The organism is Bacillus sp. YH3-2-B2 (assembly GCF_053663335.1).
Map to the genome: position 1 here is coordinate 346,754 of NZ_JBSJQE010000003.1, position 24,648 is coordinate 371,401.

Genomic DNA, 24,648 nt, shown 5'->3' on the forward strand with positions numbered 1-24,648 from the left:
AATCAGATAGTCACAAATTCATGAGGGTTCATTCCCTCGATCGGAATCGGCTTGGTCAGCTTCATCAGCCCCATGCGGGAGATCGGCTGCGTCAGCAGAGTTTCCAGCGCCTGCATCCCTTCCGCCCGGCTGATCAGTCCGAGACCGATTGCACTCAGTCTGTCAAACTCTTCAGAAATGTGATTGTCAGCCCGCTCCCAATACCCCCAGTTCATCACTTTGACCGGGCATGACAGCCGTCCGGAAAGCTCATGGGCAAATGCGTCTTTAAATGCGCACCCCGCCGCATAATGACTTTGATTCGGATTCTTAATATATGAAATAACCGAAGAGAAAAAGAGAATAAAGTCCAAAGACTCTTTCGCAAATGCTTCGGCAATGTTGACGGAAATATCCACTTTCGCCGCAAGGCCGGCGTGAAACTGTGATTCTTCCATATCTTTTACGCTTTCATTCGCAAATACCATCGCTGAATGAACGACGCCGCTGATGGTGCCGTATGTGTTTTTAATCTGTTCATAGGCGCGCTGAAGCGATGGAAGATCAGAAGCATCTGCGGCTATATATTCGGGAGCGGGGCCTGATGGCCGGTACCGGTCTATTTTTTGGCGTATCCGGCTGTCCAGCGGCCGCCTCCCGATCCAGACGACTCGGGCTTTATACGTCGTCACCATATAATCTGTCCAAACCTCGCCGATGCCTCCCGCACCGCCGATGATGACATATACGCCTCCATATCGGTAAGGAACACTTTCAGACGGCCCGCTTTGGACCGGAAGCAATTGAGGCCGGTGCCATTCCTGATGTCTGCGCACCCATGCTTTACCCGTACGGTCGCGGGGCAGGCTGAATATGTCTTCTGCGGGGAAATCCCCCCCGTCTTCAAGATCGACCAGACGGATGTGCCAGCTCGGATGTTCTTTTGCGAGAGACCCGACGAAACCGTGCACACTGGAATGAGCGGGACGCACCTCATCATATTGGGTGATAGGCTGTGCTTGGTGCGTAATCACCGTCATCCCGAGCTGCTCTTTTCCATACCCGAGACCGATAAGAGCTTTGGCCGCTCTGAAAATTTGCAGCACCCCGCTTTTTTGATCATGGATGTAAGAATCAGCCGGCTGAGGGGCAAACCAGATCATATGCTGAATCTCACCGACACGGCGGAGCCGATCGGATATCACTTCAACGGAAGCACTTTGGCTGCTATCAAATCGCACAGCTTTAGGAAACAATCGTAAAACCGCGTCCGCCTGCCCGTCTGTACCGCCTATGATGACAGCTTTTGCTTCAGAAATGGGGAAGCCGGTTTGGTTGTCTATCGGTTCAGCGTCCCATACCTGCATCAGTTTGACGGCTCCGGTAAGGTCACCCGGCAGATCGTATTGCTTATTATCGGTTACGGCCGGCGCACTTTCGGCTATCCGGGCAGAAAATCCTTTTATTCTTACACACACATTGCCGCGTTCATCACATATATCAATGTCCATTCTTCGCACGGCCGGTGTTTCATGCGTCACAAACACGGCCGCCCACATGTTTGGACTGCACGGATGAAAAACGGTCAGTTCATGCAATTCAAAAGGCATTAACGGCTGCTCCGGATAACCCGCTTTATCTTCATTCATAACGCCGATGGCCGCCTGAAAAGCGGAATCTATCAGACTCGGATGGAGCACAAACTGTTCGGCCTCATCACAAACGGAAGCAGGGAGCACCAATCTAGCCAAGGCTTCTTTTTCCCCGCAATAAATGTGATCAATTCCTTGATGTGAAGGTCCGTATACAATTTCCGCCTTTGCAAATGCCGCATAGCAGTCTTCCTTTGACAGCACTTTTTTGCGGCATCGCGCTTTCAGCTGTTCAATATGCAAAACCGGCGCCTCAGACAGCGGCTCAATCACAGCACTGCCTTCACAATAAATGTCTGAATCGTTTTCATTGCTGTACACTTGAAATGAAACATTGCCGTTATCCTCTAAGGAAAGACCTGTCGTCATACGCAGCGGCTCTTTTTTATGAACGGCCTGGCGTATCCAGCTGATATACCGCAGCGAAATGCCGGTTTTAGCCGTGTATTCAGCGGCTAACGGCGCGGCAGCCAGTTCAGCCGCGGCTCTCGCCATTTCAAGATAAGCCGCCCCGGGGAGAACACGCTTGTTTCGGACGATATGATCGGCTAAGAAGAATTCATCTCCGTTCAGTACCGTGCTGAATTTTTGTTCTAACAAATCTGATGTATTGCGGTGAAGCAGCGGGTGAAGCCTGCTTTCTGTATTTACGGAAGTGACGGGATGATCGGGCTCCGGTATCCAATAGCGTTCCTTTGCAAACGGATACGTCGGCAGACTCATCCGGCGCGGCTTCTCCTCCTGATACAGCCGCGTCCAGTCTATCTCAAATCCTTTTGACCACAGCTCCGCAAGTTTTTTGTAAGTGCCGCTGTCCGTCCATTTTCGGATCAGCTCCTCCGTATCTTGATCATCATTCAGGAAACCCCTGAATTCCGCTCCGCTATCAGACCGCCCTTGAAAGCAGCCGTCAATCTGCCGTTTTCGTTCTGTAAATTCGGTTAATTTCCTGACCAGGTCCGCTTGATCGTTCACTAAAAAAACAAGCCGTTCTTCCATTGCCAGCCGTCCCGTTTGCAGCGTATATGCCAGTGACCGCAGGGAAAAAGGTTCTTCAGGCTGCTTCTCTAAGCCGGACTGACCGAAAAGACCGGAAAGAAGATTCTTATGTTTCTCATCGTTTGTCAGACATTCTGCCAAAGTCCGGACGGAAGTATGCTGTATGAGATCAGTCATGTCTATTGCCAGCCCGTATTGATCCGTCAGCCGCTCAGAAAACTGTGTCAGCTGCATGACATCCAAGCCGAATTCCTTCCAATCCTGTTCACCATCTACCGAGCCGGCCTCTACATGCAGAACTTCGGCCAGAGCACCGCGCAGCACATTTTCCAACTGATTTTGCATTGTATCTGTTTTGTCATGAAGCGGCCCGCTTCCTTCAACCGCTTTATCTTTGAGAAACATCAGCAGGCGGGCAGCGTATTCCTTCAGCCGCTCCGGATTTTTCGCTGATAGAGGCACGATATACGGTCTCTCTTGATTCTCCGTAATGCCGGGGTTTTTGGGCCTGTACTCTTCTAAAATGAGATGAACGTTTGAACCCGTCGCCCCGAATGAACTGATGCCTGCGCGTCTCGGACAGGAATGTTCACTGCCGTTCTCTGTATACGCCGGCTTTTTCCATGACTCGGTTTTTTGCTGCACGTAAAATGGCGAGTCCTCTAAACGGAGATACGGATTAATCGTCTCTGAGTGCAAAGAAGGGACAAGCGTTTTGTGAAACAGCTGCAAAACCGTTTTATGAAGCCCGCTGATCCCGGCGGCTGATTCCGCATGTCCGATATTCGATTTAACGGAACCGATCGCACAAAATTGCCGATCCTCCGTAAACGTGCGGTAAGCTTTAACAAGACCTTGTATTTCAATCGGATCTCCTAAAGAAGTTCCGGTTCCGTGCGCTTCCACATAAGAAATCGTCCGGGGATCGATCCCCGTCTTTTCAAGACATTCGGCTATCATATCCCCCTGCGCCACGGGGCTCGGCACGGTAATCCCGCTGACGGTTCCCACGTGATTGACGGCGCTGCCTTTTATCACCGCATAAATATGATCCTTATCTTCTTCGGCTTTGTGAAGCGGCTTCAGCAGCACGGCCCCGATGCCGTCAGCTGAGACATAGCCTGTGCCGCCTTCGCCGAACGTGCGGCACAGCCCGTCACTCGAATGCATATCCATCAAGCCGTATGTGATATATTTTGTCGGGTGCAATGATAAATTGACGCCTCCGGCAAGAGCTGCTTCACATTCACCCCGTCTCAGACTTTCCGCCGCCATATGGACGGCCGTCAGAGATGACGAACACACCGTGTCAACCGCCATGCTCGGCCCGTGAAAATTGCAGAAATATGAAACCCGGTTTGCGATCGGCGCATAGTTCAAAGGATAAGGAAAGACCAGCCCTTTGGCCGCAGCTTCAGCGCCGGCGAGAGAATAATCCATATGCATCACCCCGGCAAACACACCGACGTTCATTCTCTTATTCGGCCCTTTCGGCTGAACGATTGTTTCCGGGGTGTAGCCCGCATCCTCAATCGTTTCCCAGCATGTTTCTAAAAACAATCGTTCTTGCGGATCTTTAGCTTCTGCCTCCCGCGGAGAAATCCGGAAAAATTTCGCATCAAAACAATCCGGATCGTCTATAAAACCGCCCCATTTGGAAATCGGCTTGCCGGACGGCGATCGCAAATGCTCATATTTCCTCGTATCCCAGCGGGAACGAGGCACTTCCGTTACGCTGTTTTCTCCATTTTTTAAATTTGTCCAGAATTCACGAAGATTTTTGGCGCCGGGGTACCGTCCCGCCATCCCGACAATCGCAATATCTCCATTCTGCGTTCCGGCTGACGCCGATTTTTTCACACGGATTTGGGTCGTCCTCTTTTTTTCCCTGTGCAAAGGTTCAGCATTTGAATGCCCGCTTTGAGCACGGCCGAAGCCGGCTCCGTAATGTTCGCACAAATACCCCGCCAATTCCGTGATTGTCGTGTATTCAAATAACAGCGTCGGCAGAAGCTGCGTTCCGATTTTTCGTTCAATTTCCTTTACCATGTCCAACAGCCCCGGAGAATCCAGCCCCATTTCATAGTAGCCGATATCCGGGTCGATCTCTTTCACAGGTTTGTTCAATCGGGCGGCAAGCAATTCTTTTAAATAAAAGATGCACTGTTCAGTAAGGCCAGCGGAAGGCGCCGGTTCCGCTGGCGGAGCCGGGACGGCATTCCGCCCGTCAAGTTCTTTCTTTTGCCGTTTCTGATTGATCAGTTCCGGGTCCCTCACCCGTTTATTGGCGAAGTTTTTCAGTTCGCCGACTTTTCTGCCTTCCTCATTGAAAAACTCCATTGTCACGTAAACGAGATCTTTCTTACGGGTGACGGATTCTTTTTTTATCTTGGTGATACATGTCGTCTGCAGCAATTCGGCGCAATAAAACGATTCATAAAACAGCGGCAGAAATAATTGCCCCTCCTCCCTCGTCAAAGGAGCGAGATATACATTGGAGCCGATGCTGCTCGCATCTATCAATGCGGGATGAAACATCGCCTCTCCTGCATGTTCCAGCTGATCCTTTTGCACCGACAGATCAATATAAATCTCTTTTTCAGTCTGGTAGACGCTTCCGCAGCCTTTCATCATTCCTGAATGAACCAGTTCTTGATCCCTGCATTCCGCGTAAATGTCCTCAAGCGGTATTTCTGCCGCCGTTTGTTTTACGGCATCCATCCGGACGCTCTCTTGGAAGCCGGCGGGCTTGACGGAATGCATTTGCGCCGCGGCATATATCTTTGTCTCTGCTGCTTCGTCACCTTGTTTTTGCCCTTTCACCTCTACCTTCCATTGCCCTTCACCGTTCTCTGTACAGTCAACAGAAAGCAGGATTGTTTCTCCCTGTTCAGGAGCTAAAGGGTGAAAAATCGATAAGTGCCTGAGTTCAAGGCCGGCATGAAAAAAACCGTTTTCTCTGAAAGTCTGATAGATCAGGTCAATATAAGCCAGACCCGGCAGCAGTTCCTTTCCATAGGCTTTATGATGTTTCAGAACGGGATGCTGATTGTTAATAAGAAGCTGCTCTTGCATATGAACTTCCTCCATATCGACGTTCAATTTTCAGCGCAATCAGTAAGTCTTCATTTGTTTCCAAAACGTATTCGGGCGGGACTTATGTGCGTTTTCATGCAGACTTTCGGTTTTGTCCGGACGGATGGGCCGGCGTTTTAATTCCTGTCTCGGCAAAGGCTTTCTAACCGGGGTGTACGCCTCCTGCTCCCAGGCTTCCACTATGACATGAGCATTCGTCCCTCCGTCAGCGAAACTGCTGACGGCGGCAATCCGCGGTGAATCCGTCCATTCACGCAGAACGTGCGAAAAATAAAACGGCGAGGCGGACAGATCGTAATGCGTCATCGGCTCTTTGCCCGAAAGGAAAGGCACACGCATTCGGCGCGAGAGCATAAGCACTGTTTTAATGAATCCGGCAATCCCTTCAGCGCATAACGGGTGTCCGATATTCGGCTTCATCGACCCCAATTCGCAAGGCGCGCTGTTTTGCATACGGTACACCGCTTCAATCGCCCTCAGTTCCAAAAGGTCGGTTACTTCAGAGCCTGAACCGTTTGCTTCAATGTAGCTGATATCCTCCGCTTTTCTGCCGCTTTTGGCAAGCGCCTTGGCCATCACTTCTTTCTGCGCCTGTATATTCGGTGTGGCAGGCCCCGCGGTTCTGCCGTCATTGTTTACGGAAATGCCTTTAATGACCGCATGAATCCGGTCCCCGTCTTTTACAGCCTGGGCCGCTGTTTTTAAATACACCATTCCGACGCCTTCTCCCAATACGATGCCTCCGGTGCGGCGGTCAAAAATATGAAACGCAGGCTCTTCGCTTAACAGATTGCGAAGTTCGAACATCCGGTGGGTTTGACCGGATTCCAGCAGACTGACTCCCCCGACCACCGCTGAGTCGATTTCACCGCAAGAAAGCGCCTGTATCGCCATATTCATACCGACAAGCGCTGAAGAACAGGCCGTATCCAAAACGAGACTCGGCCCCTTCAAATCAAAGAACTGAGAAAGATTGGCCGCCAAGTAATTCGGGCCGGCGGCGACTATCGGATTTTTTGCATGCTTCAGACGGTTTTCGTCAGGCATACTGCCGCCGCGTCCTCCTAAATAGACACCGGCTGACCTGCCTTTCATTTCTTGTAAAGAGTAACCGCTGTCTCTGAACAGATGAAGCGCCTCTTCTAATATAAGAAAGGACTGGATATCCATTGCCTTGATGTCTTCTTCGGGAATAAGGAAAAACTCCGGGTCAAAATGCGTTACATTTTTTAAAAGGCCCGCATAATCCGCCTTCTCCGTTTTCCAGCGCTCTTTCGGCACCCTTTGAATGGCCGACGTTCCTTCAGACAGCAGCTTCCAATAAGCTTCAATTGATTCAGCTCCCGGAAAACGGCAGGACATTCCGACAACAGCGATGTCTTGCGCCGCTGCAGCGCCAGAAGGCTGAATGACAGCGGCTGCTGTTTGTTTGGGAACGTCCGGGATTACAGGCTGAACCGGTTTTGAAACGGCAGCTTTGATTTCCGGATATGCTGTTTCAAGCCATCCCGCCAGCGCAGCAACCGTAGGGTATTCATACAGCACCGCCGGGTCAAGGTCAGCTTTGATCCTCTTTCCGATCGCTCTGGACACTTGGGCAAGCATGATGGAATCGGCTCCGTAATCTTGAAACGGTGTATCAGATTCAAATCTTGACGGCTCCAGTCTTAATTCCCGGCAGCAAATGCCCGTCAGCCACTCCTCTACGCTTTCTGTCTCACCCTGTACATGCTGCTTTGTTTCGGTAAGGCCGGTTGAAAGCATCAGACGGTCGGGCTCCCATTTTTCCGGGTGAATGACGGCCGGCATAATAACAGATCCGCAATCGCCTGCCATAACGGCATCAAACAGACTCAGCCCTTCTCTGTCAGTGATGCTCTTTAAACCGCTTTTCAGATAGGCCCGGCTTTTTGATTCGCCCATACCCGTTTCTTTCCAGCTCGGCCATTGGATGCTCAGCACCGGAAAACCTTTTGCGGCCGCAAAATAATCCATATAGGCGTTAGCCATGGCATAATCGCTTTGTCCCGCTCCTAATTCGGGCATCACGCCGGACACTGAAGAAAACAGCGCAAAAAATCGGAGAGGCTCCTTGTGCAGCGCTTGATACAAAAGGTCCAGTCCGTCTGTTTTAGGTTCAAGCACTGGCATCATCTGTTCTCTCGTTTTGCGGATAAAGGCTGGATGATCGAGATCTACGGCTCCCGCTGCGTGTATCACGCCTCCTATCGGCCCCATCTTCTCTTTCACCCGGCTGACGGCCTGCTCATATTCAGGACCGGAAGATACAGTCAGCACTTCCGTCCGGACACCTTTTTGTTCGAGCTCTCTGATTCTTCTCACTTTATCGGAAAACGGGGAATTCCGTTTGATATGATCATCCCACTCCGCTTTCGGAGGCATTGTTTCTTTTCCGGTAAGCACGAGTTTCGTGACTCCGTAACGTTCGGCAAAATGCCGGGCGAATAAATATCCGAGTCCCCGGGTCCCTCCGGTGATCCAGAGCACATGGTCTTTCGGAAATGAAAATTCTTTTTCAGCTAAGCTGTTTGTTTCCTTTAACCGCGCGTGATAGCGCACATCGTTTCGGTAACACACTTCGATGTCTGCAGAATCGCGAAAAAACTCCTCTGCGATCTGGTTTGCCAGCTCGGGATCTTCGGCAGTCCGTTCTGCATCCATATGCCGCGAGCGGATATCCTTATACTCACTTTGGAGCATCCGGTACAATCCGGCCTTTTTTGCACCTGAAAGATTTATCGTTTCATTTGCAAAAGGTTCAAGCCCCTTTGTCACACAAAGCAGCTGAAGCTTTCGGCCGCGGTTTCTGTTGTCAATGAGACACTGCAGACGATGAATCCAGCCGTCATCATGCTTGATTTCCGTCCCGCACCCCGTCACATCAATCAGACCGCCAAACCGGGCCGCGTCCCCGGATATTTCCGGTGATGCAGCGTCAATGATTTCAGACTCGGGGAAATAACGGGACAGCTCAACGGCCAAATTTCCTGTCTGGTGATCAGCAGCTATTCCGATGACGCCCCGCACTTCCTTAACCGGAACACGGCTGCTTTCTGCCCAGCTTTTCTGTAAAAAGCGGAATTCACGAAATGTTTCAGAATGTGTTTCAGCATCACGAACATTGTCCGGCGCTGCATCGTCCGGCCAATAACGATCCTTTATAAATGGATAACCGGGAAGGCTGATGCGATGCGGCAGGCTGCCGTTATAAAGCTCTGACCAATCAATCTTCAGCCCTTTTACCCAAAGTTCCAGAAGCTTTGCGAATTTTTTTCTTTTCATCCATTTACGGACGGCTTCCTGCATATCTTCATCCTTAAAAACGGCTAGAATGTCTTTATACTGTTTGCTTTTTCCCCTGAAGCAGCCGTCTGTTCCGCCGTCAATAAAACGCTGCAGTTTTTCCGCTAACTGCTCTGTCGACGTCACGATAAACGCCGCACGTTCTTCCATCGCTTCTCTTCCGATTTGAAGGGTGTAAGCCGCATCCCGGAGGCTGCGGTCTGTGACGTCATTTTTTCTGACCGCTTGAAGAAGCTGCTGCGCCCGCTGCTTCAGGCTGGCCTCCTGTTTGGCGGATAATAAAATGACTGCGGGATCTTCATCTGTGAATGGCTCAGAAATCTCCCTATCAGGTTCAATATATTCTTCTATCAATATGTGGGCATTTGCCCCGCCCGCGCCAAAAGAAGAGATTCCCGCGATTCTCGGAATCTCTTTCTGCGCTCCGTTTTCCTCAATGACCGGCCGTTTCCAGTCTGCCAATTCACGCTGCACCGCAAACGGCGTCCGGTCGAATGCAATATTCGGATTCAATTTTCGGCAATGTAATGAAGGGGCCAGCTTTCGTTTCTGAAACTGGAGCAGCAGTTTTGTTACACCGGCAATGCCTGCCGCGGCTTCCAAATGCCCGATATTGGATTTAACTGAGCTGATGGCGCAAAAGCCTTTATCTGACGTTTTCGTTTGAAATGCGCGGGTCAAACCGTCAATTTCGATCGGATCTCCGAGTTCAGTGCCCGTGCCGTGGGCTTCGATACAGCTGATCATCCGCGGATGTATTCCTGATTTTTCAAGCGCGCCGGAAATCACGTCAGCCTGGGCGCTCGGACTCGGCACTGTATACCCGTTTGTTCTGCCGCCGTGATTGATATGAGTGCCGCGAATCACCCCGTAAATATGGTCCTTATCAGCTATCGCTTTTGACAGCGGCTTTAACAGCACGGCCCCGACGCCTTCCCCGGGAACAAATCCGTCCCCGCCTTCACCGAAACTTTTGCACGTTCCGTCTTTTGAAAGCATTCGATAGGCGCTGAGCTCCGTATAAGCCGAAGGATGCGTATACACATTCACACCGCCGGCAATCGCCATGTCACATTCGCCGCGAAGGATGTTTTCACACGCTTCATGAATTGCAGTCAGCGAAGACGAGCACATCGTGTCGACCGGCATGCTCGGCCCTTTCAGATTAAGAAAATAGGAAACTCTGTTGGCCGCTGAACTGAACGACGTTTTCGGCAGCAGGGTGCCGCCGTTTTTCCAGTACATTCCGTACCCATTTTTCGTAATGCCAGCAAAAACGCCGACCCGGCCGTTATACAGATTCTCAAGCTGTTCCTTCGTATAACCGGCATCCTCCAGCACCTGCCAGCACATTTCAATAAAGAGACGCTCCTGCGGGTCCATATTCAAAGCATCACGGGGTGAAATTTGAAAAAACAGCGGATCAAAGAAAGCGGCATCTTTCAGAAACCCGCCCCGCTTACTGTAACTTTTCCCTGCTTTCACGGCCGCTTCGGGATCAGGGTTGTAGTACCTGTCCTTTTCCCAGCGCTCTTCGGGAATTTCGGTCACACAGTCTTTTCCGGCCGCTAAGTTATCCCAGTACTCTTCAAGTGTTTCAGCTTGCGGATAACGTCCGCTGACTCCGATAATCGCAATCCCTTCTTTTGTCTGTTTCTCATTGGAAAAAGCAGGCCGTTTTCTTCGCTTGGTAAACGACGGAAGCACCGGAAAATCTTCATTTGCCAAAACCTGTTCTGATATGCCTGAACGGTGCTCATCATCATTTGTCCATTTTCGGCATTCATTCGGATAATCCGTGACAAAGTGAGCTGCCAAAGAGCCCAGTGTCTTATATTCGTAAAAAACCGTTTTGGAAAGGTCACCGAAAAGCAGAGACAATTCGCGGTTCAATTTCGTCACAGTGACTGAGTCGATTCCGTAAGTTTCCAGCGGCTCTTCAGTATCTATGTTGGAAACAGCAATTTTTGCAGTCAGGCCAAAAAGCGTTTTGAGCTGAAGAAGCGTTTGTTCATACAAACGTTCACTGCGGTGTTCGGCATTGGTTTTTCCGGAAGCGCCCGTCTTGATGACAGGCTGCAGCTTCAACCCCGACAGGGAAGCCCATATTTTTCCTTCTCCGTCACATAAATCAATATAAAAGCTCCCCGCCTTCTCTTGTATCTCGGCCCATACCTTGTCAGGACAAGATTCATAAAACAAAAGCTCGTCCAATGAAACCGGGGCGAGCGTTTTATATTCTTTGCCGCCAAGCAGCGCGCATGCCTCTGTCACACTTTGCATCACACAGGGAGGGAGGCCGAATCGGGCGGATTCTTTTTGGTTTGTCAATGGAATTGATATGTCTGCCAGCATCCGTCCTGCTGAGGCGTAAATACGCTCAATTCCTTTCATGTGCTCACTGTATTGAACGGTATCGTTCTGAGTGATGGCTTCAATTTGCTGCTGATCCATCAGGGAACCGCTGTTTTCCATCAAGCGGCTGATATCCAGCATGCCGGGCGCAGCATCAACTGGCTGAATCGTCCCTTGGCTGTACACATCATAATGACTGGAATCAGCAGAAAATGGATTATAAATCTCAAACCTTTTGGCTTCACCCTCTGCGGGTATCAGCCTGATTTCGATATGGAACGGCTCAGCCTCAGTCAGAATGGGCTTTGACCACACGATATGCGTCAGCCGGACAGCCGCAGTCTCCTTTACTGTCAAAACAGCTGCAGCTCTCGCCATTTCCAAAAGAAGTTCTCCAGGCATAAGCTTTTTATGCTGTAAAGAAATATCAGCGAGAAAAAATTCCCGGCCGCTGAAAGCTGCCGAGAATCCCTGTCCCGTTTCATCGGAAATATGCTGCTGAGCAAGCGGATGAAGGGAATCCGCTTGGCGAAGTCCCATCCGCATATCATAATCACGCAAAATGCCGATCGCATCCTGTTTTGTCATTTTTTTATTTTTGACGTCAGAAAAAACCCGGTGCAGAAACTCTTTCATATGGTTTCCTCCATTACGCTAATCCCTGTAAAAACCGATCGTTCTTTTTACAGCGGCTTCTATGCTTATTTCGTTTTTCTCCAATTCATCAAGCAGGCGCTCATAAGTCTCAAGCGGGGACGTATCAGTCCCGTAAGTCTCCCGGTGCCTTATATGCTGCACACTGTGCGGTATCCAGCAATGTGTTTTCGCAAAAGGATAGACGGGCAGGCTGACTTTTTTCGGCCTTTCGTCCGAATACAATTTATTCCAATCGACATGCAAGCCTTGCACCCATAATTTTGCAAGCATTGCATACTTTCCTGCTTCAATCCATTGATCTACGGCCCCGCTCATTTCTGCATTGTCCGTCATCTCTGTAAACAGCTGTTTCATCGCTTTGTTCCGGCCTGTAAAGAAATTCTGCCCCGTCTCCTTGCCGCTGAGGAAATCATTCAGCGCGTTCGTAAGCTCTTCTTTTGTTTCAGCAATGACGGCAAGGCGCTCTTCCATTTCATCCCGGCCAAGCTGAAGCGTATAAGCGATATCCGCAAGAGCTCCGTCAGCTGAATGTGACTTTTCCAAATATCTGCGTAGCTGTTCCGCACGTTCCTTCAGCTGTTCCGCCGTCTTTGCCGAGAGAATGAATAAGGACGGCTGAAGTTCACCGGCCGTCCATTGTTTCTCTTCAACAGGAGAAACATATTCTTCGAGCACGACATGAGCATTAACACCGCCAAATCCGAACGAGCTGACACCCGCTCTCCGCGGCAGTTCATTTCCGCTATCATCAGTCGCCGCTTTCCACGGCTGAGTTTCGCGGACGAAATAAAACGGGCTGCCGTCGAGGCTGATATACGGATTAACGGCTTCACAATGCAGACTTTTAACGAGCGTTTTGTGCTGCATCTGCAAAATAATTTTTAAAAGTCCGGCCATGCCGGCGGCAAGCTCTGTGTGGCCGATATTCGTTTTGACGGAACCGAGGCCGCAATGAGGCTGATCGGGTGCCGTTACTCCGGCTTTCTGATAAAGCGCTGCAAAAGCCGCTTTGAGTCCGTTGATTTCTATCGGATCTCCGAGCGCCGTTCCCGTGCCGTGGGCTTCAATATAACTCACTGTACGGGGGTCGATGTTCGCTTGCTGATACGCTTTTATCATGACTTCTGTCTGCGCTTTCGGATTCGGCGATGTAAGGGAAGCCGCCCTTCCGCCATGATTTTCCGCCGTTCCGCGGATAACGGCATAAATACGGTCGCCGTCACGTTCCGCATCAGATAATGTTTTCAAAACAATCATGCCGGCACCTTCAGCTCTGACATAGCCGTCCGCTTGATCGGAAAATGTTTTGCAGCGCCCGTCTTCACTGAGCATTCCTGCTTTATTAAAGCTGATATGCATGTCCGGCGACACAATAGCATTGACGCCTCCTGCAATCGCGATGCCGCAGTCTCCGGCCTGAATTGCCCTGACCGCACGGTGAACAGCGACCAATGAGCTTGAACAGGCGGTTTCAATCGGTTCGCTCGGCCCATGTATATTCAGAAAATAGCTCATGCGGTTCGGACCGATTGACGGAACCGTTCCGGCAGCGGAAGAACCCTCAATCTCTATATGGAACTTTGAAGCTTCCTGAGCGTAACCGCTGTTTGTCGTGCCTGCAAAAATGCCTGTATTTGTACCTGACAGGCTTTTTGCAGAGCAGCCGGCATCTTCAATCGCTTTCCATACATGCATCATTAAAAGTCTTTGCTGAGGATCCATCATTTCGGCTTCATGCGGAGAAATACCGAAAAATAAAGGATCAAATTGAGCGGTTTCATCAATGAAGCCGCCCCACTTTACATTGCTCGCATTTTTATCTTTCTGCGGATCTCCGTAATACTGTCTCCAGTCCCAGCGCTCCGGCGGTATTTCAGAAATGCAGTCCTTTTCTCCGGCTAAATTCTCCCAAAACATTTCCGGATTTTCAGCCATTGGAAATGCACAGCTGATTCCGATTATCGCCACGGGCTCTTCAGGTTCAGCTGCGGTTTTTGTTTTAGGAAGGCGGGACGGAATCGAGAATGGCTCCGTCTTCATTTTTTTACGCTCAACCGGTTTCTCCGTTTCTGTTTCTTCCTGTGGGCCGAATGTATCCGGATGTTCCGTCAGCAAGTATTGGGCAAAACTAAAGACTGTCGGGTATTCAAAAAACACGGCCGGCGTCAGTTCAAGCCCATACATTTTATTTAGTTCATTTGCAAACTGCGTGAATGAAACCGAATCAAATCCATAATCTCTCATCTCTGATTCAGCATCTATTTCTTCTTCTTTCACCTTCAGAATGCCTGATATCATATGTTTGAGTTCCGCTTGTACTTTATTTGGCAGATGGACGTGGGTCTTCCTTGACACATGAATGCTGCGTGACGGTTCCGGCGCTTCAGGCATCAGGTTTTTTCGAATCCGTTTCTCGTCGCCTTCTGCCACGATGACCTGGTGTGCTCCGGAGGCAAAAGCGGCGTACAGCGCCTGGATGCCTGAAGCCGATCGCATGGCTTTCATTCCGGTCTGTTCATACATCAGCCGTTCGGTCTCTTTGTCCACGCGCATACCGCCTTCTTCCCAAAGCGGCCAGTTGACGGACAGGGTCTGCCCGCTCCGCTTGTTGTCCCGCACGAAACGATTTCGGCGGGCTGCATAAACATCCATAAATGCGTTGGCTGCCGCATAACCGGCCTGCCCCGGATTTCCCATGCCTCCCGCCAAGGAAGAAAACAGAATGAAAAAGTCCAGCCGCACATCTTTCGCTGCTTCATCAAGATTGATAAGCCCTTTCACCTTCGGCGCCATGACGGTCTTCCGTTCGTTTTCTGTCTGGTTCAGAATGTAGTTGTCGGCGATCACGCCGGCGCCGTGAATGATCCCGTCGAGTGTTCCGTGCTCCTCCTGTATGCCGCGGACGAGGGCGATGACCGCCGTCCTGTCTGTCACGTCAACCGGTTGATACAATACGCGGGCACCCGTCGCTTCCAAGCGCCGTAAGCGGGCGGAGCGGTCTTCATCAAGCGCTTCCGCCCTCCCCGTTAATACGAGGACGGTGTTTTTGACGCGGGAGGCTATTTCTTCAGCGAAAATCAGTCCGATGCCGCCCGCTCCCCCGGTGAGGAGGTAGACCCCTTCGTCTTTCCACGGAACGGTGCCGCTTTGAGGCGCAGGCAGGTGACGCCAGTTTCTGACGAGACGTTTGCCGGCTTCATAACGGATTTCCGCTTGTTCAGGGTGCGCCCGGTTTTCTTTCAGCTTGGCAAGAAGCGCTGATGCTGACTCGTCCGGATCGGCTTGGATGACTTGGCCGTACAGCTTCGGATGTTCAAGGTGAGCCGTTTTCAGGAAAGCGGCCAGCCCCGCCAATACATTGTCTTCCCCCCTGTCGGGGACAAGAAGCTGGATCAGCGTTTTTCCCTTCTGTTTTTCTTTGATAAGACGCTTGACGATCGCTGACAGCTCCGCCGCACAGGCGTCATAACGGTCTTCAATCGGACCTTCGCCGTCAGCCGCACATACGGCGCCGTTTATGTCCTCAGCGTACATTCCGCCATACAGCGTCACGTATCTGAAAGACTCTTCTTGTCCGCCGCCTTCACCCGGCGGTGATTCCTGCCACTTTGGCTGAAGCAAGAGCGGTTTTCCCTCCGTTTCCTCTTCCAGAAAACGGGCGGTGAGCCCCGTCAATCGGACGCATACCTCGCCGTTTTCATCACACAGCTCAATATGATAGGCGCCGTCCGCTGAGGAAAGCACCGCCCACATCGTCTCCCGGCACGCAGAAAACACCTGCATATCCCGGAGGGCAAACGGCAGAAACGGCCGTCCGGACGCGGAACCGTCTGAGAGCACGAGACCGATAGAAGCCTGAAGGGCGGCGTCCAGCATGCTCGGATGCAGGATGAACGGCTCCTTTTCTTCGCGGGCGGACGGCGGAAGAGTGAGCTTCGCGAGCACTTCTCCGCTTCCGGCATAGACGGCGTCAAGCGCCTGATGAGACGGTCCGTAGGTGATGCCGAGGCTGTCGAATGCTTCATAACACTCAGCCTTTGACATGCGCCGGCCGCCGCAGCGCGCCTGAACCGCCTCCACATCGAGTACAGGAGCACGCTCCGTCTCTTCGAGCACGGCCTTTCCCTGGAAAAAGACAAGCGGCTCTTCTCCTTCGGCATACGCTTCAAAAGCGATGTCTCCGTTTTCTTCCGGCTGAAGCTTTACATGAAGCGTCACGCCTTCAGAAAGCGCCGTCACCGGACGGAGCCAAATGATCTGTTTGAGCCGGACACCCGCTTTCCCGCCCGGCAAGCCCTCAGCAGCAAGTGTAACGGCGGCCCGGGCCATTTCTAAAGCAGCCGCGCCCGGAAGCACCGGTTTTCCATTGACGATGTGATCAGCAAAAAACGGTTCACGCCCTGAAAAAACAGAAGTAAAGCGCTGGGCGGTAAAGGTCGATGTATTCGCGTGGAGCAGCGGGTGAAGTCTGGCTGCTTTCTCACTTTCCGCTGAGCCTGTTTTGTCAAGTGACACATCAGCTTTTGTGACCCAATATCGGTCTTTGGCAAAAGGGTAAGCCGGGAGGCTGATGCGGCCCGGGTTGCGCTGATAAAGAGCTGACCAATCGACGTCAAGTCCTTTAACCCAAAGGTCAAGCAGCTTTCCGTATTTCCCTTTTTTCAGCCAGGCATTTATGGTAAGCGCCATATCTTCATCGGAAGTGAGCGAAGCCGCCAATGAATGATGTTTGGCTGTCCTGCCCCGCCAGATATGAGCATGTTCGATATGATCGTTTGAGAAACTCATAAGCTTCATTTTCAGTTCTTCTATCGACTCGGCCGTAAATGCAAGCCGCTCAGCCATCGGTTCTCTTCCCGCCTGAAGCGTGTAAGCGATTTTGGCCAAATCCCCGTCAGAACGTTTTTTTCTTATGACATCATCCAGAAGCTGGCGGGCGCGCTCTGTCAATTGCTGCTCATTTCGCGCTGATAAAATAATAACAGCCGGTTTTTGCGGAGAAACAGACGCGTTTTCCCTTGGTTTCAGGCTGTCAGACGGCACATATTCCTGAATGATGACATGCGCGTTTGCCCCTCCTGCTCCAAAAGAGGAAATACCGGCAATTCTCGGATATTCCTTCATTTCACCCGTGATATTCAAGACAGGTCGTTTCCATTCCGTTTCTTTTTGCTGTACGAAAAACGGAGTGTGCTCAAACTCAATATTCGGATTCAATTCCGCCGCATGCAATGAAGGGGCAATCCTCTTATGTTTCAATTGGAGAAGCAGTTTGGTGATTCCCGCAATCCCGGCAGCGCTTTCTAAATGTCCGATATTTGATTTAATTGAACCGATGGAACAAAACTGCCGGTCTTCTGTTGTCAGGCGAAAAGCTTTCGTTAACCCGTCGATTTCAATCGGATCACCGAGCGCAGTGCCCGTTCCGTGGGCTTCCAAGTAACTGACCGTTCTCGGGTGAATGTCTGTCCGTTTCAACGTCTCTGCGATCAGATCAAACTGCGCTTTCGGATTCGGCACCATATAAGCGTTTGTCCTGCCTGCTGCGTTCAGCATGCTTCCTTTGATAACGCCGTAAATATGATCGCCGTCTTTCTCCGCTTGAGCAAGCGGCTTTAACACAATCGCCCCTACTCCTTCACCGTCAACAAAACCGTCCGCCCTGTCTCCGAAAGATTTGCATTTATCACCGGGAGACAGCATTGAAAAAGCGGACAGCCGCTCATAGTGAGCCGGATCAACGATAAGATTGACTCCGCCGGCAATCGCTGTTTCACTCATTCCGCTCCGCAGGCTTTCTGCAGCGAGATGGACAGCTGTTAAAGAAGAAGAACAGGCTGTATCCACAGCCATACTCGGCCCTTGAAAATTGAACAAAAACGATACTCTGTTTGCGATAGACCAGTCGCTGGGAACTGTCGGGTAATTGCTGTTCATCACACCGACAAAGACTCCGATTTTCCGGCTGTCACAAAGCGTGGCCGGGGTGTACCCCGCATCTTCAATGCTTGAATAAGCAGTCTGCAGAAACAACCTTTCCTGCGGGTCCATCCTTTCAGCTTCCGCGGGAGATATACGGAAAAACAGCGGATCAAATTTATCAATGTCATCGAGGAAACCGCCCCATTTTGAATAAATGGACCCCCATTTTCCGCGTTCCTCGTTATAAAACGTTTTCCAGTCCCAGCGATCTTTCGGCACTTCTGTAATAGAATGCCTGCCGGCTTTTACATTTTCCCACAGCTCATCAACGTGATCGGCGCCCGGATACCGGCCTGACAGACCGATGACAGCGATATCCTGGATATAGGGATCTCCGTTTGTCCTGCTTTCTTCCTCGTTTTGAGGAATTACATTCAGGTTATCTGTGTGATCAGACAGCTGCTCCTCACGCACACCCATCGCTTTCATAAATGCTCCCCGCTGAGAAAGAAGCAGGTAATCCGCGATTTCTTCTATCGTCTGATATTCAAAAAAGAGGGTGCTGGTCATTTTGTCAAACACGTTACGAAAAGCATTTGTGAGCCTGACGACCAGAATAGAATCCAAACCGTATGCGGTTAAGGAAACCGACGGATCCATTCTCCTGCTCGGAATCTTCAGCGTTTTTCCTATTAATTCCGTCAGATATGTGATGCCCCGTTCCCTTACGTTTGGAATCGGCGCGGCGCTTTCTGCGGGAGCCTGCATCCGTCCGGCGTTTTCGGAATGAGCCCGTCCATTCCCGAATTGCCGCTCGAGCGCTTCTTTACGGGAAGACAGAAAGTAATCAGCAAGCTCATCAATGGTTTGATATTCAAAAAACAAAGTGCTGCTGACAGAACCGAAGACGTCTTTTAACGCGTTGGTCAGTCTGACGACCAGTATGGAATCCAATCCGTATGCGGTTAAAGGTTCATGGGATAAAAGACGATGCGCCGGCACTTTAAGCGCTTCACCGATTACCTTCTTCATCAGTTCAACGCTTTTTTCTCTCAAGCTGAAATGCAATGTATCATCCGAAAGACCATCTGCGTCATAGGGACGGCGCTCCGGTTTTTCTTCTGACGCCTGCGGGAGGGCAAGCCTGACCGTTCCGTCACTTTCAGCCGCTATAATCTGCTGGCCTAAGTCGTGTGCGGCTTCAGCCGGAAACAGAGGATGGACGAACCCTTCAAGTGAAAGCGCTTCCGACCAGCCGGCCGGCTCAACCCCCGGACAGCCCGGAATCCGTAAATCATGATCCTCATACAGCCACCAGCCTTCAAGAAGGCCGAACGTCACATGGTTGAATACGGTGCGGCTGTTGATCTCATTTATAAACAGCTGGCCGTTTTTTTGCAGCATTGCTTTCGCATGGCGCAGCGCAGAGCGGATATTTTTTGTCGCATGAAGCACATTGGTCGCGATCACCGCGTCATACGTGCCGATGTCCGGCGCTTCTGTTGATACCGGCTGCTCAGCGTTGAATATTTTATAAGTGACATAAGGATATTCCGGACCGAATATGTCTTCTGCATGTAAAAGAAATGCTTTAGAAATATCCGTGAAACAATATTCGGCAATATGCGCTTCATACGGTTTCAATTTTCTCATGACCGCGGCGCTCGTCCCGCCCGTTCCGGCTCCGATTTCTAAAATGCGGATTTTCGCCTGCGGGTCTTTTTCCAGACGCTCCCGCAAAACTGCAATCAATGTGTCAGCAAGCTTGTCATTGAAAAAATCAGAAATGATATTATTGCGGTAAATACCTTCCACAAGACGGAAGGAGGAGTCAGGGAACATCACTTCCGTTGCCGGAAGCTTACCGGTTAAAATGTCTGGAAGCACACGCAATGTCTCTTCTGCCAATCTGACATGCGCCCTCATGTCTTTCCGGCGCAGCCAAGTCTCTTTTTTCCGCTCCCATTCCTCCCACACCTCCCCTAGATCCGTTTTTTCCGGAGCAAGCGCTAATTCAGTCAGGAAGACAAAGCTCTCTTTCAGCCATCTGCTGTATTGTTCCGTTATGCCGGCAGCCGATTGAAATAACGGCAAAGTCTCATCAAGCCTTGCGCCCATCTCATAAAGGGTTGATACAAGTATTTTTTCAATGAGGGATTCCATCTCTCTCATGCAGCTCATGACATTTGATGCTTTTACCCGCTCAGCTTCATCATTCTGCGTGATGTTAACCGCTAATTGTCCGAGTGCGGAAGGAATCTTTTCCGGATAAACCGTTACTTGTTCTTTCAGATCATCTTTCATAAAAACCGGATCTGTCGTTTTGATCAGCGCCAGCTGGTCATAAGGTCCCGAAAGCAGGGTTTCCAGCGTTTTCATCGCTTCGGGCGCCTCAATAGAAGCGATTCCGTCCCGCTCCATCCGTTTCCGGTATTGTTCTGAAGCGACAACGCCGACACTTCCCCAAAAGCCCCAATTGACAACCTTTACGGCATACGGCGCTTTTTGTGAGATCCGCTTAGCAAAAGCGTCTTTAAACGTGCACCCGGCGGCATAATTGCTCTGTCCCGGCGCTTTTTGAAACGACATCATCGAAGAGAAAAACAGCAAGAAATCCAGCGGTTCCCCTTCAGCTACCCGGGCAATCTGCAAGCTGACATCAGTTTTTGCAGAAAGTGAAGCGCGGAACTGGTCCTCTTCCATATTGGCAAAACTCCGGTCTGATAACACGATGGCGGAATGAATGATTCCGCGCACCTTTCCATGTTCCTTCACAATGGTGTCATACGCCCGCTTGAGAGAATCATAATCCGCAGCATCCGCGCTGAAATATTGCGGTACGGGACCTAAAGCCGCAAGTCTTTTCAGCTTTCTTTCAATCTGTGTATCTTTTTTCCGTCTCCCGATCCAGACAATTTTCGCCTGATAGGTCTGAATCATATATTCAGTCCATACTTCTCCTATTCCGCCTGCTCCGCCGATAATCACATAAACCCCGCCGTGCCGGTATAATGAAGGCTCACCTGCATGAGGCTGGCAGACGGCCAATTGCTGGCGGTGCCACTGACCTGCACGAAAGACCCACGGATTTCCCTCGGGGTCCGCCGGTAAAGAGAAGATATCGGGAAGATGCCGGTCTCCCCTTTGAGATTCCAAATCAAGAAGCCGGATGCTCCAATTGCTGTATTCTTTTGCGAGCGCCCCCGCTAATCCGTGTATGCTTGCATGACTCGGATTGACCTCATCATGTTCATGAATCGGCTGTGCTTGAAACGTGCAGATTGTCAATGATAGTTGTTCCGTGTCAAAATTCAGAAGCAGAAGCGATTTTACCAGCCGGAAAAGCTGCATGACCCCGTGCTCCTGTCCGTCGGCCGTATCCGCATCATAAACGGATGGAATCGGATGATCCGGCGCCGCCCATATCATGTGTTGAAAAGAGCCTTGCGCTTTCAGTGTTTCAGCTATTTGTTCCGCGCTGTCCAAAGAAGTGATGTCCGGAAAACGGACATCGGAATACATCTCTTTCAAAGCCTGCTGAAAATCCGGCCCGCCCCCGATGACGATTATTTTTTCTTCACGCATGAAAGACATGCCGGTTTCCGGAATGGTGACGGTGTTCCAAACCGGTGTCATAAGCAATTCCGTTTCACGGCTTTTCTTCGGCATGACGCCGGCTTTTTGGTTAAACCCGGCGCTTTCCTGCACCTCTTTTATGATAAAATCTTTCACTGCCGCCAGCAGCACGCCGCGCTCATCACAAATATGCAGGTCAAATTGGTGAACGGAGGCCGCTTTTACCTCCGCATGCACAAATACGGTTTTCGCTAACGGTTTAAGCAGCTGTATTTCTCCGAAGGAAAACGGTACGATAAGCGCAGGCTCTTTTTGAAATTGCAGCACATGCGCCATTGCAGTTTGAACAGCGCCATCCATTAAGGACGGATGCAGGATGTACTGTTTAAAATCCGCTTCCAAGTGTGACGGGAGCGTTAATTTGGCCAGTGCTTTCCTTTCTGTATAAGAGAATTCGCGGATGACCTGAAAACTGTCTTTTTGCACGATTCCCGCCTCAGAGAACGAGTGATAGATGTCTTTCGGCTCCGTTCTCTGCGCAAATGGCGCCGGAAGCTGAAAGACCGGGGCCTCAAACGACGCTCCATTTTCTTTACAAATCACTTCTCCTTGCGAAAAGAGAGTGCCGTCCGCTCCTTTTTCCTTAATGACATAGCTTATACGCTCTTTTTCCGCTTCAAACTCTATCATGACGGATCTTGGGTCTGTCCCTGTCACAATCGGCTCCATATACCACACATTTTGAAGAGAGACGACCGGGCGTTCTCCCCACAATGCCGCGCCGTATGCCGCCATTTCAAGATGACAGACTCCGGGGAGCACATATTTTTCGTTCACTAAATGATCTTTAAAGAAATATTCATCCTTGGAAAATATCTTTTGAAACGTCCCTTTCCGGGCGGATGAAACATTCTCATCAAGCAGCGGATGCAGCGCTTCACGCCTTTTGATAGATTGGGGCTTTTTCGTATACCGCTTTTTTTGGTCGGTCAGCCAGGACGTTTCCTTTAAAAACGGATACGTAGGAAGCGGAACTTTCTGATACGGCGTCCCCGGCTTTTTGAAACCTTGAAGGCCTTTGACCCACAGCGCGGCAAATTTTTCAGGATCTGAAACGGATTGGCCTGAAACGTCCGGCCGTCCGGGTGACGCTTTTCCGAAGTAAATATGCCTGCCGCCGCTGTGACCGCTCACAAAGCCGTCCAATCGCTGTTTCAGCTCGGGAAGGGATGACGCAATGACAGCAAGCCGGAAGGAGAAAGGCTCTCTGCCTGACAATAGGGTGGCAGCGATATTTTCCAGGCTGTATCCGCCGGCAGAAGGCGAGTTTTCCAATCGGGCAAGAAAGGAGCTCAATTTCCCGGCATATTCTTTCAGCTGCTGTTCGGAATGTGCGCTTAGTACGACGGCATGCGGTTGTTGCTCAGTATTCCCGTCCGCTTGCCGTTTTGGCTGATAAGCACCTACGATCAGATGGGCATTAGAGCCTCCTGCGCCGAATGAACTGATTGCGGCGATTCTCGGTTTATCTCCTTCAGCCGGCCACGGCCGATTGTTTCGGACAACATAAAATGGCGAATCAGAAAAAGAAATCTTGCGGTTCAGTTCCTCGGCGTGCAGACTGGCGGGAAGCGTTTCATGTTTCATGCTTAAAAGCACTTTGATTAAACCGGCGATCCCTGCAGCCGCTTCCAAATGTCCGATATTGGATTTCACCGAGCCGATTCCGCAGTCATTTTTCTCATCGGTCTGTTTCTCAAATGCCATAGACAGACCGCGTATCTCAATCGGATCGCCGAGTGCCGTGCCGGTACCGTGAGCTTCAATGTAGCTGATATCCGCCGGACTTACCGCGGCTCTGTTTATAGCGGATAAAATCAGCTCCCGGTGCGCTTCCGGATTCGGCACCGTATACCCGGTCGTTTTGCCGCCGTGATTAGTGGCGGACCCCTTAATGACACCGTAGATGTGGTCGTTGTCCGCAATCGCTTTTTTCAATGGTTTTAACAAAACGGCTCCCGCGCCTTCACCGGGCACGTAACCGTCTCCGCCTTCACCGAAGCTGCGGCATTTTCCTTCAGAAGACAGAAAATGCGATTGGCTTAAAAACATGTATTTTTGCGGGTGTAAGCTGAGGTTGACGCCTCCGGCAAGCGCCATTTCACAGTCGCCCGACATAATGGCCTGACAAGCCTGATGGACGGCGACAAGCGATGAAGAACACGCCGTATCAACAGCGATGCTCGGCCCATGGAGATCAAGAAAATAAGAAACCCGGTTCGGAATGCCCCAATATAAGGAGCCGGGGCCTTTATACTGATCTTTGAGGAAACCTTCTTCGTGTGCAATTAATGAATATTCATTCCAGGTCACTCCGGCGAATACACCGATTTGATCCGTCGGCCTCGCCGCCGGGTTCCCGTAACCGGCATCCTCCATCGCTTCCCAGCAGCACGTGACATACAATTTTTGCTGAGGGTCCATTAAATCAGCTTCCCACGGGGAAACAGAAAAAAACAGCGGGTCAAATCGATCCGGACGATCAATAAAACCTCCCCATTTACTGTATGACGCGTATTCTGCCGTTTTCTCTTCCGAGTAATAAGAGCTGTCCCATCTGTCCTCAGGGATTTCGGAGACACAATCTTTATTTTCCATTAAATTGTCCCAAAAATCATGCTGGTTTTCCGCTTTCGGAAACATCCCGCTCATTCCGATAACCGCAATATCAGAACTCCTGTCCGTTCCCGGTTCAGGCACCTTTTCAGCCGCCTGTACAGGAAGCACTTCTTCTTCCTGCCGGCTTCCCGTATCAGGCTCCGTTTCTTTGAATTCAAGAACGCTTTCGGGATTTCGTTTCTGCGCACTTAAAAACTCACTCAATTTCTCAATGTTCGGATATTCAAACAGCAGCGTTTCAGAAAGGCCGGTAAATTCTTTATGCAATATGGTCATGATTTCTTCACTGATGAGAGACGTCACGCCAAGAGTAAAAAAAGCGGTTTTATCTTCTGCTTCGGTCACCTCGGCACCCAGCTTTTCCGCTATTACCGTTCTTAAAAATTCGTTAATACATTTCATGAGGATA

3 protein-coding genes are annotated in these 24,648 nt (G+C 50.6%); all 3 read right to left on the minus strand.

Translation table 11 applies throughout. From position 1 onward, the window contains the following. Window positions 1-2 precede the first annotated feature (2 nt). The 3 genes from ACWJJX_RS11870 to ACWJJX_RS11880 are packed head-to-tail and all read right to left on the minus strand — an operon-like array spanning window position 3 to window position 24,641. The gene (locus tag ACWJJX_RS11870) at window positions 3-5,705 is read right to left on the minus strand and encodes an SDR family NAD(P)-dependent oxidoreductase (RefSeq protein WP_454022999.1); all 5,703 of its coding nucleotides are present in this window, start codon (window positions 5,703-5,705) and stop codon (window positions 3-5) included. Between the two features lie 39 nt (window positions 5,706-5,744). After that, window positions 5,745-12,041: a beta-ketoacyl synthase N-terminal-like domain-containing protein gene (locus ACWJJX_RS11875; RefSeq protein ID WP_454023000.1), complete on the minus strand. Its 6,297-nt coding sequence runs from the start codon at window positions 12,039-12,041 to the stop codon at window positions 5,745-5,747. 18 nt (window positions 12,042-12,059) lie between these two features. Next, window positions 12,060-24,641, minus strand: coding sequence for an SDR family NAD(P)-dependent oxidoreductase (locus tag ACWJJX_RS11880; RefSeq protein WP_454023001.1), 12,582 nt, complete (start codon window positions 24,639-24,641; stop codon window positions 12,060-12,062). Window positions 24,642-24,648: the final 7 nt, after the last annotated feature.

Excerpts from the sequence above, each read along its gene's own strand:
- ACWJJX_RS11870 (WP_454022999.1), bottom strand. The coding sequence starts at position 5,705 with ATGCAAGAGCAGCTTCTTATTAACAATCAGCATCCCGTTCTGAAACAT.
- ACWJJX_RS11875 (WP_454023000.1), bottom strand. The coding sequence starts at position 12,041 with ATGAAAGAGTTTCTGCACCGGGTTTTTTCTGACGTCAAAAATAAAAAA.
- ACWJJX_RS11880 (WP_454023001.1), bottom strand. The coding sequence starts at position 24,641 with ATGAAATGTATTAACGAATTTTTAAGAACGGTAATAGCGGAAAAGCTG.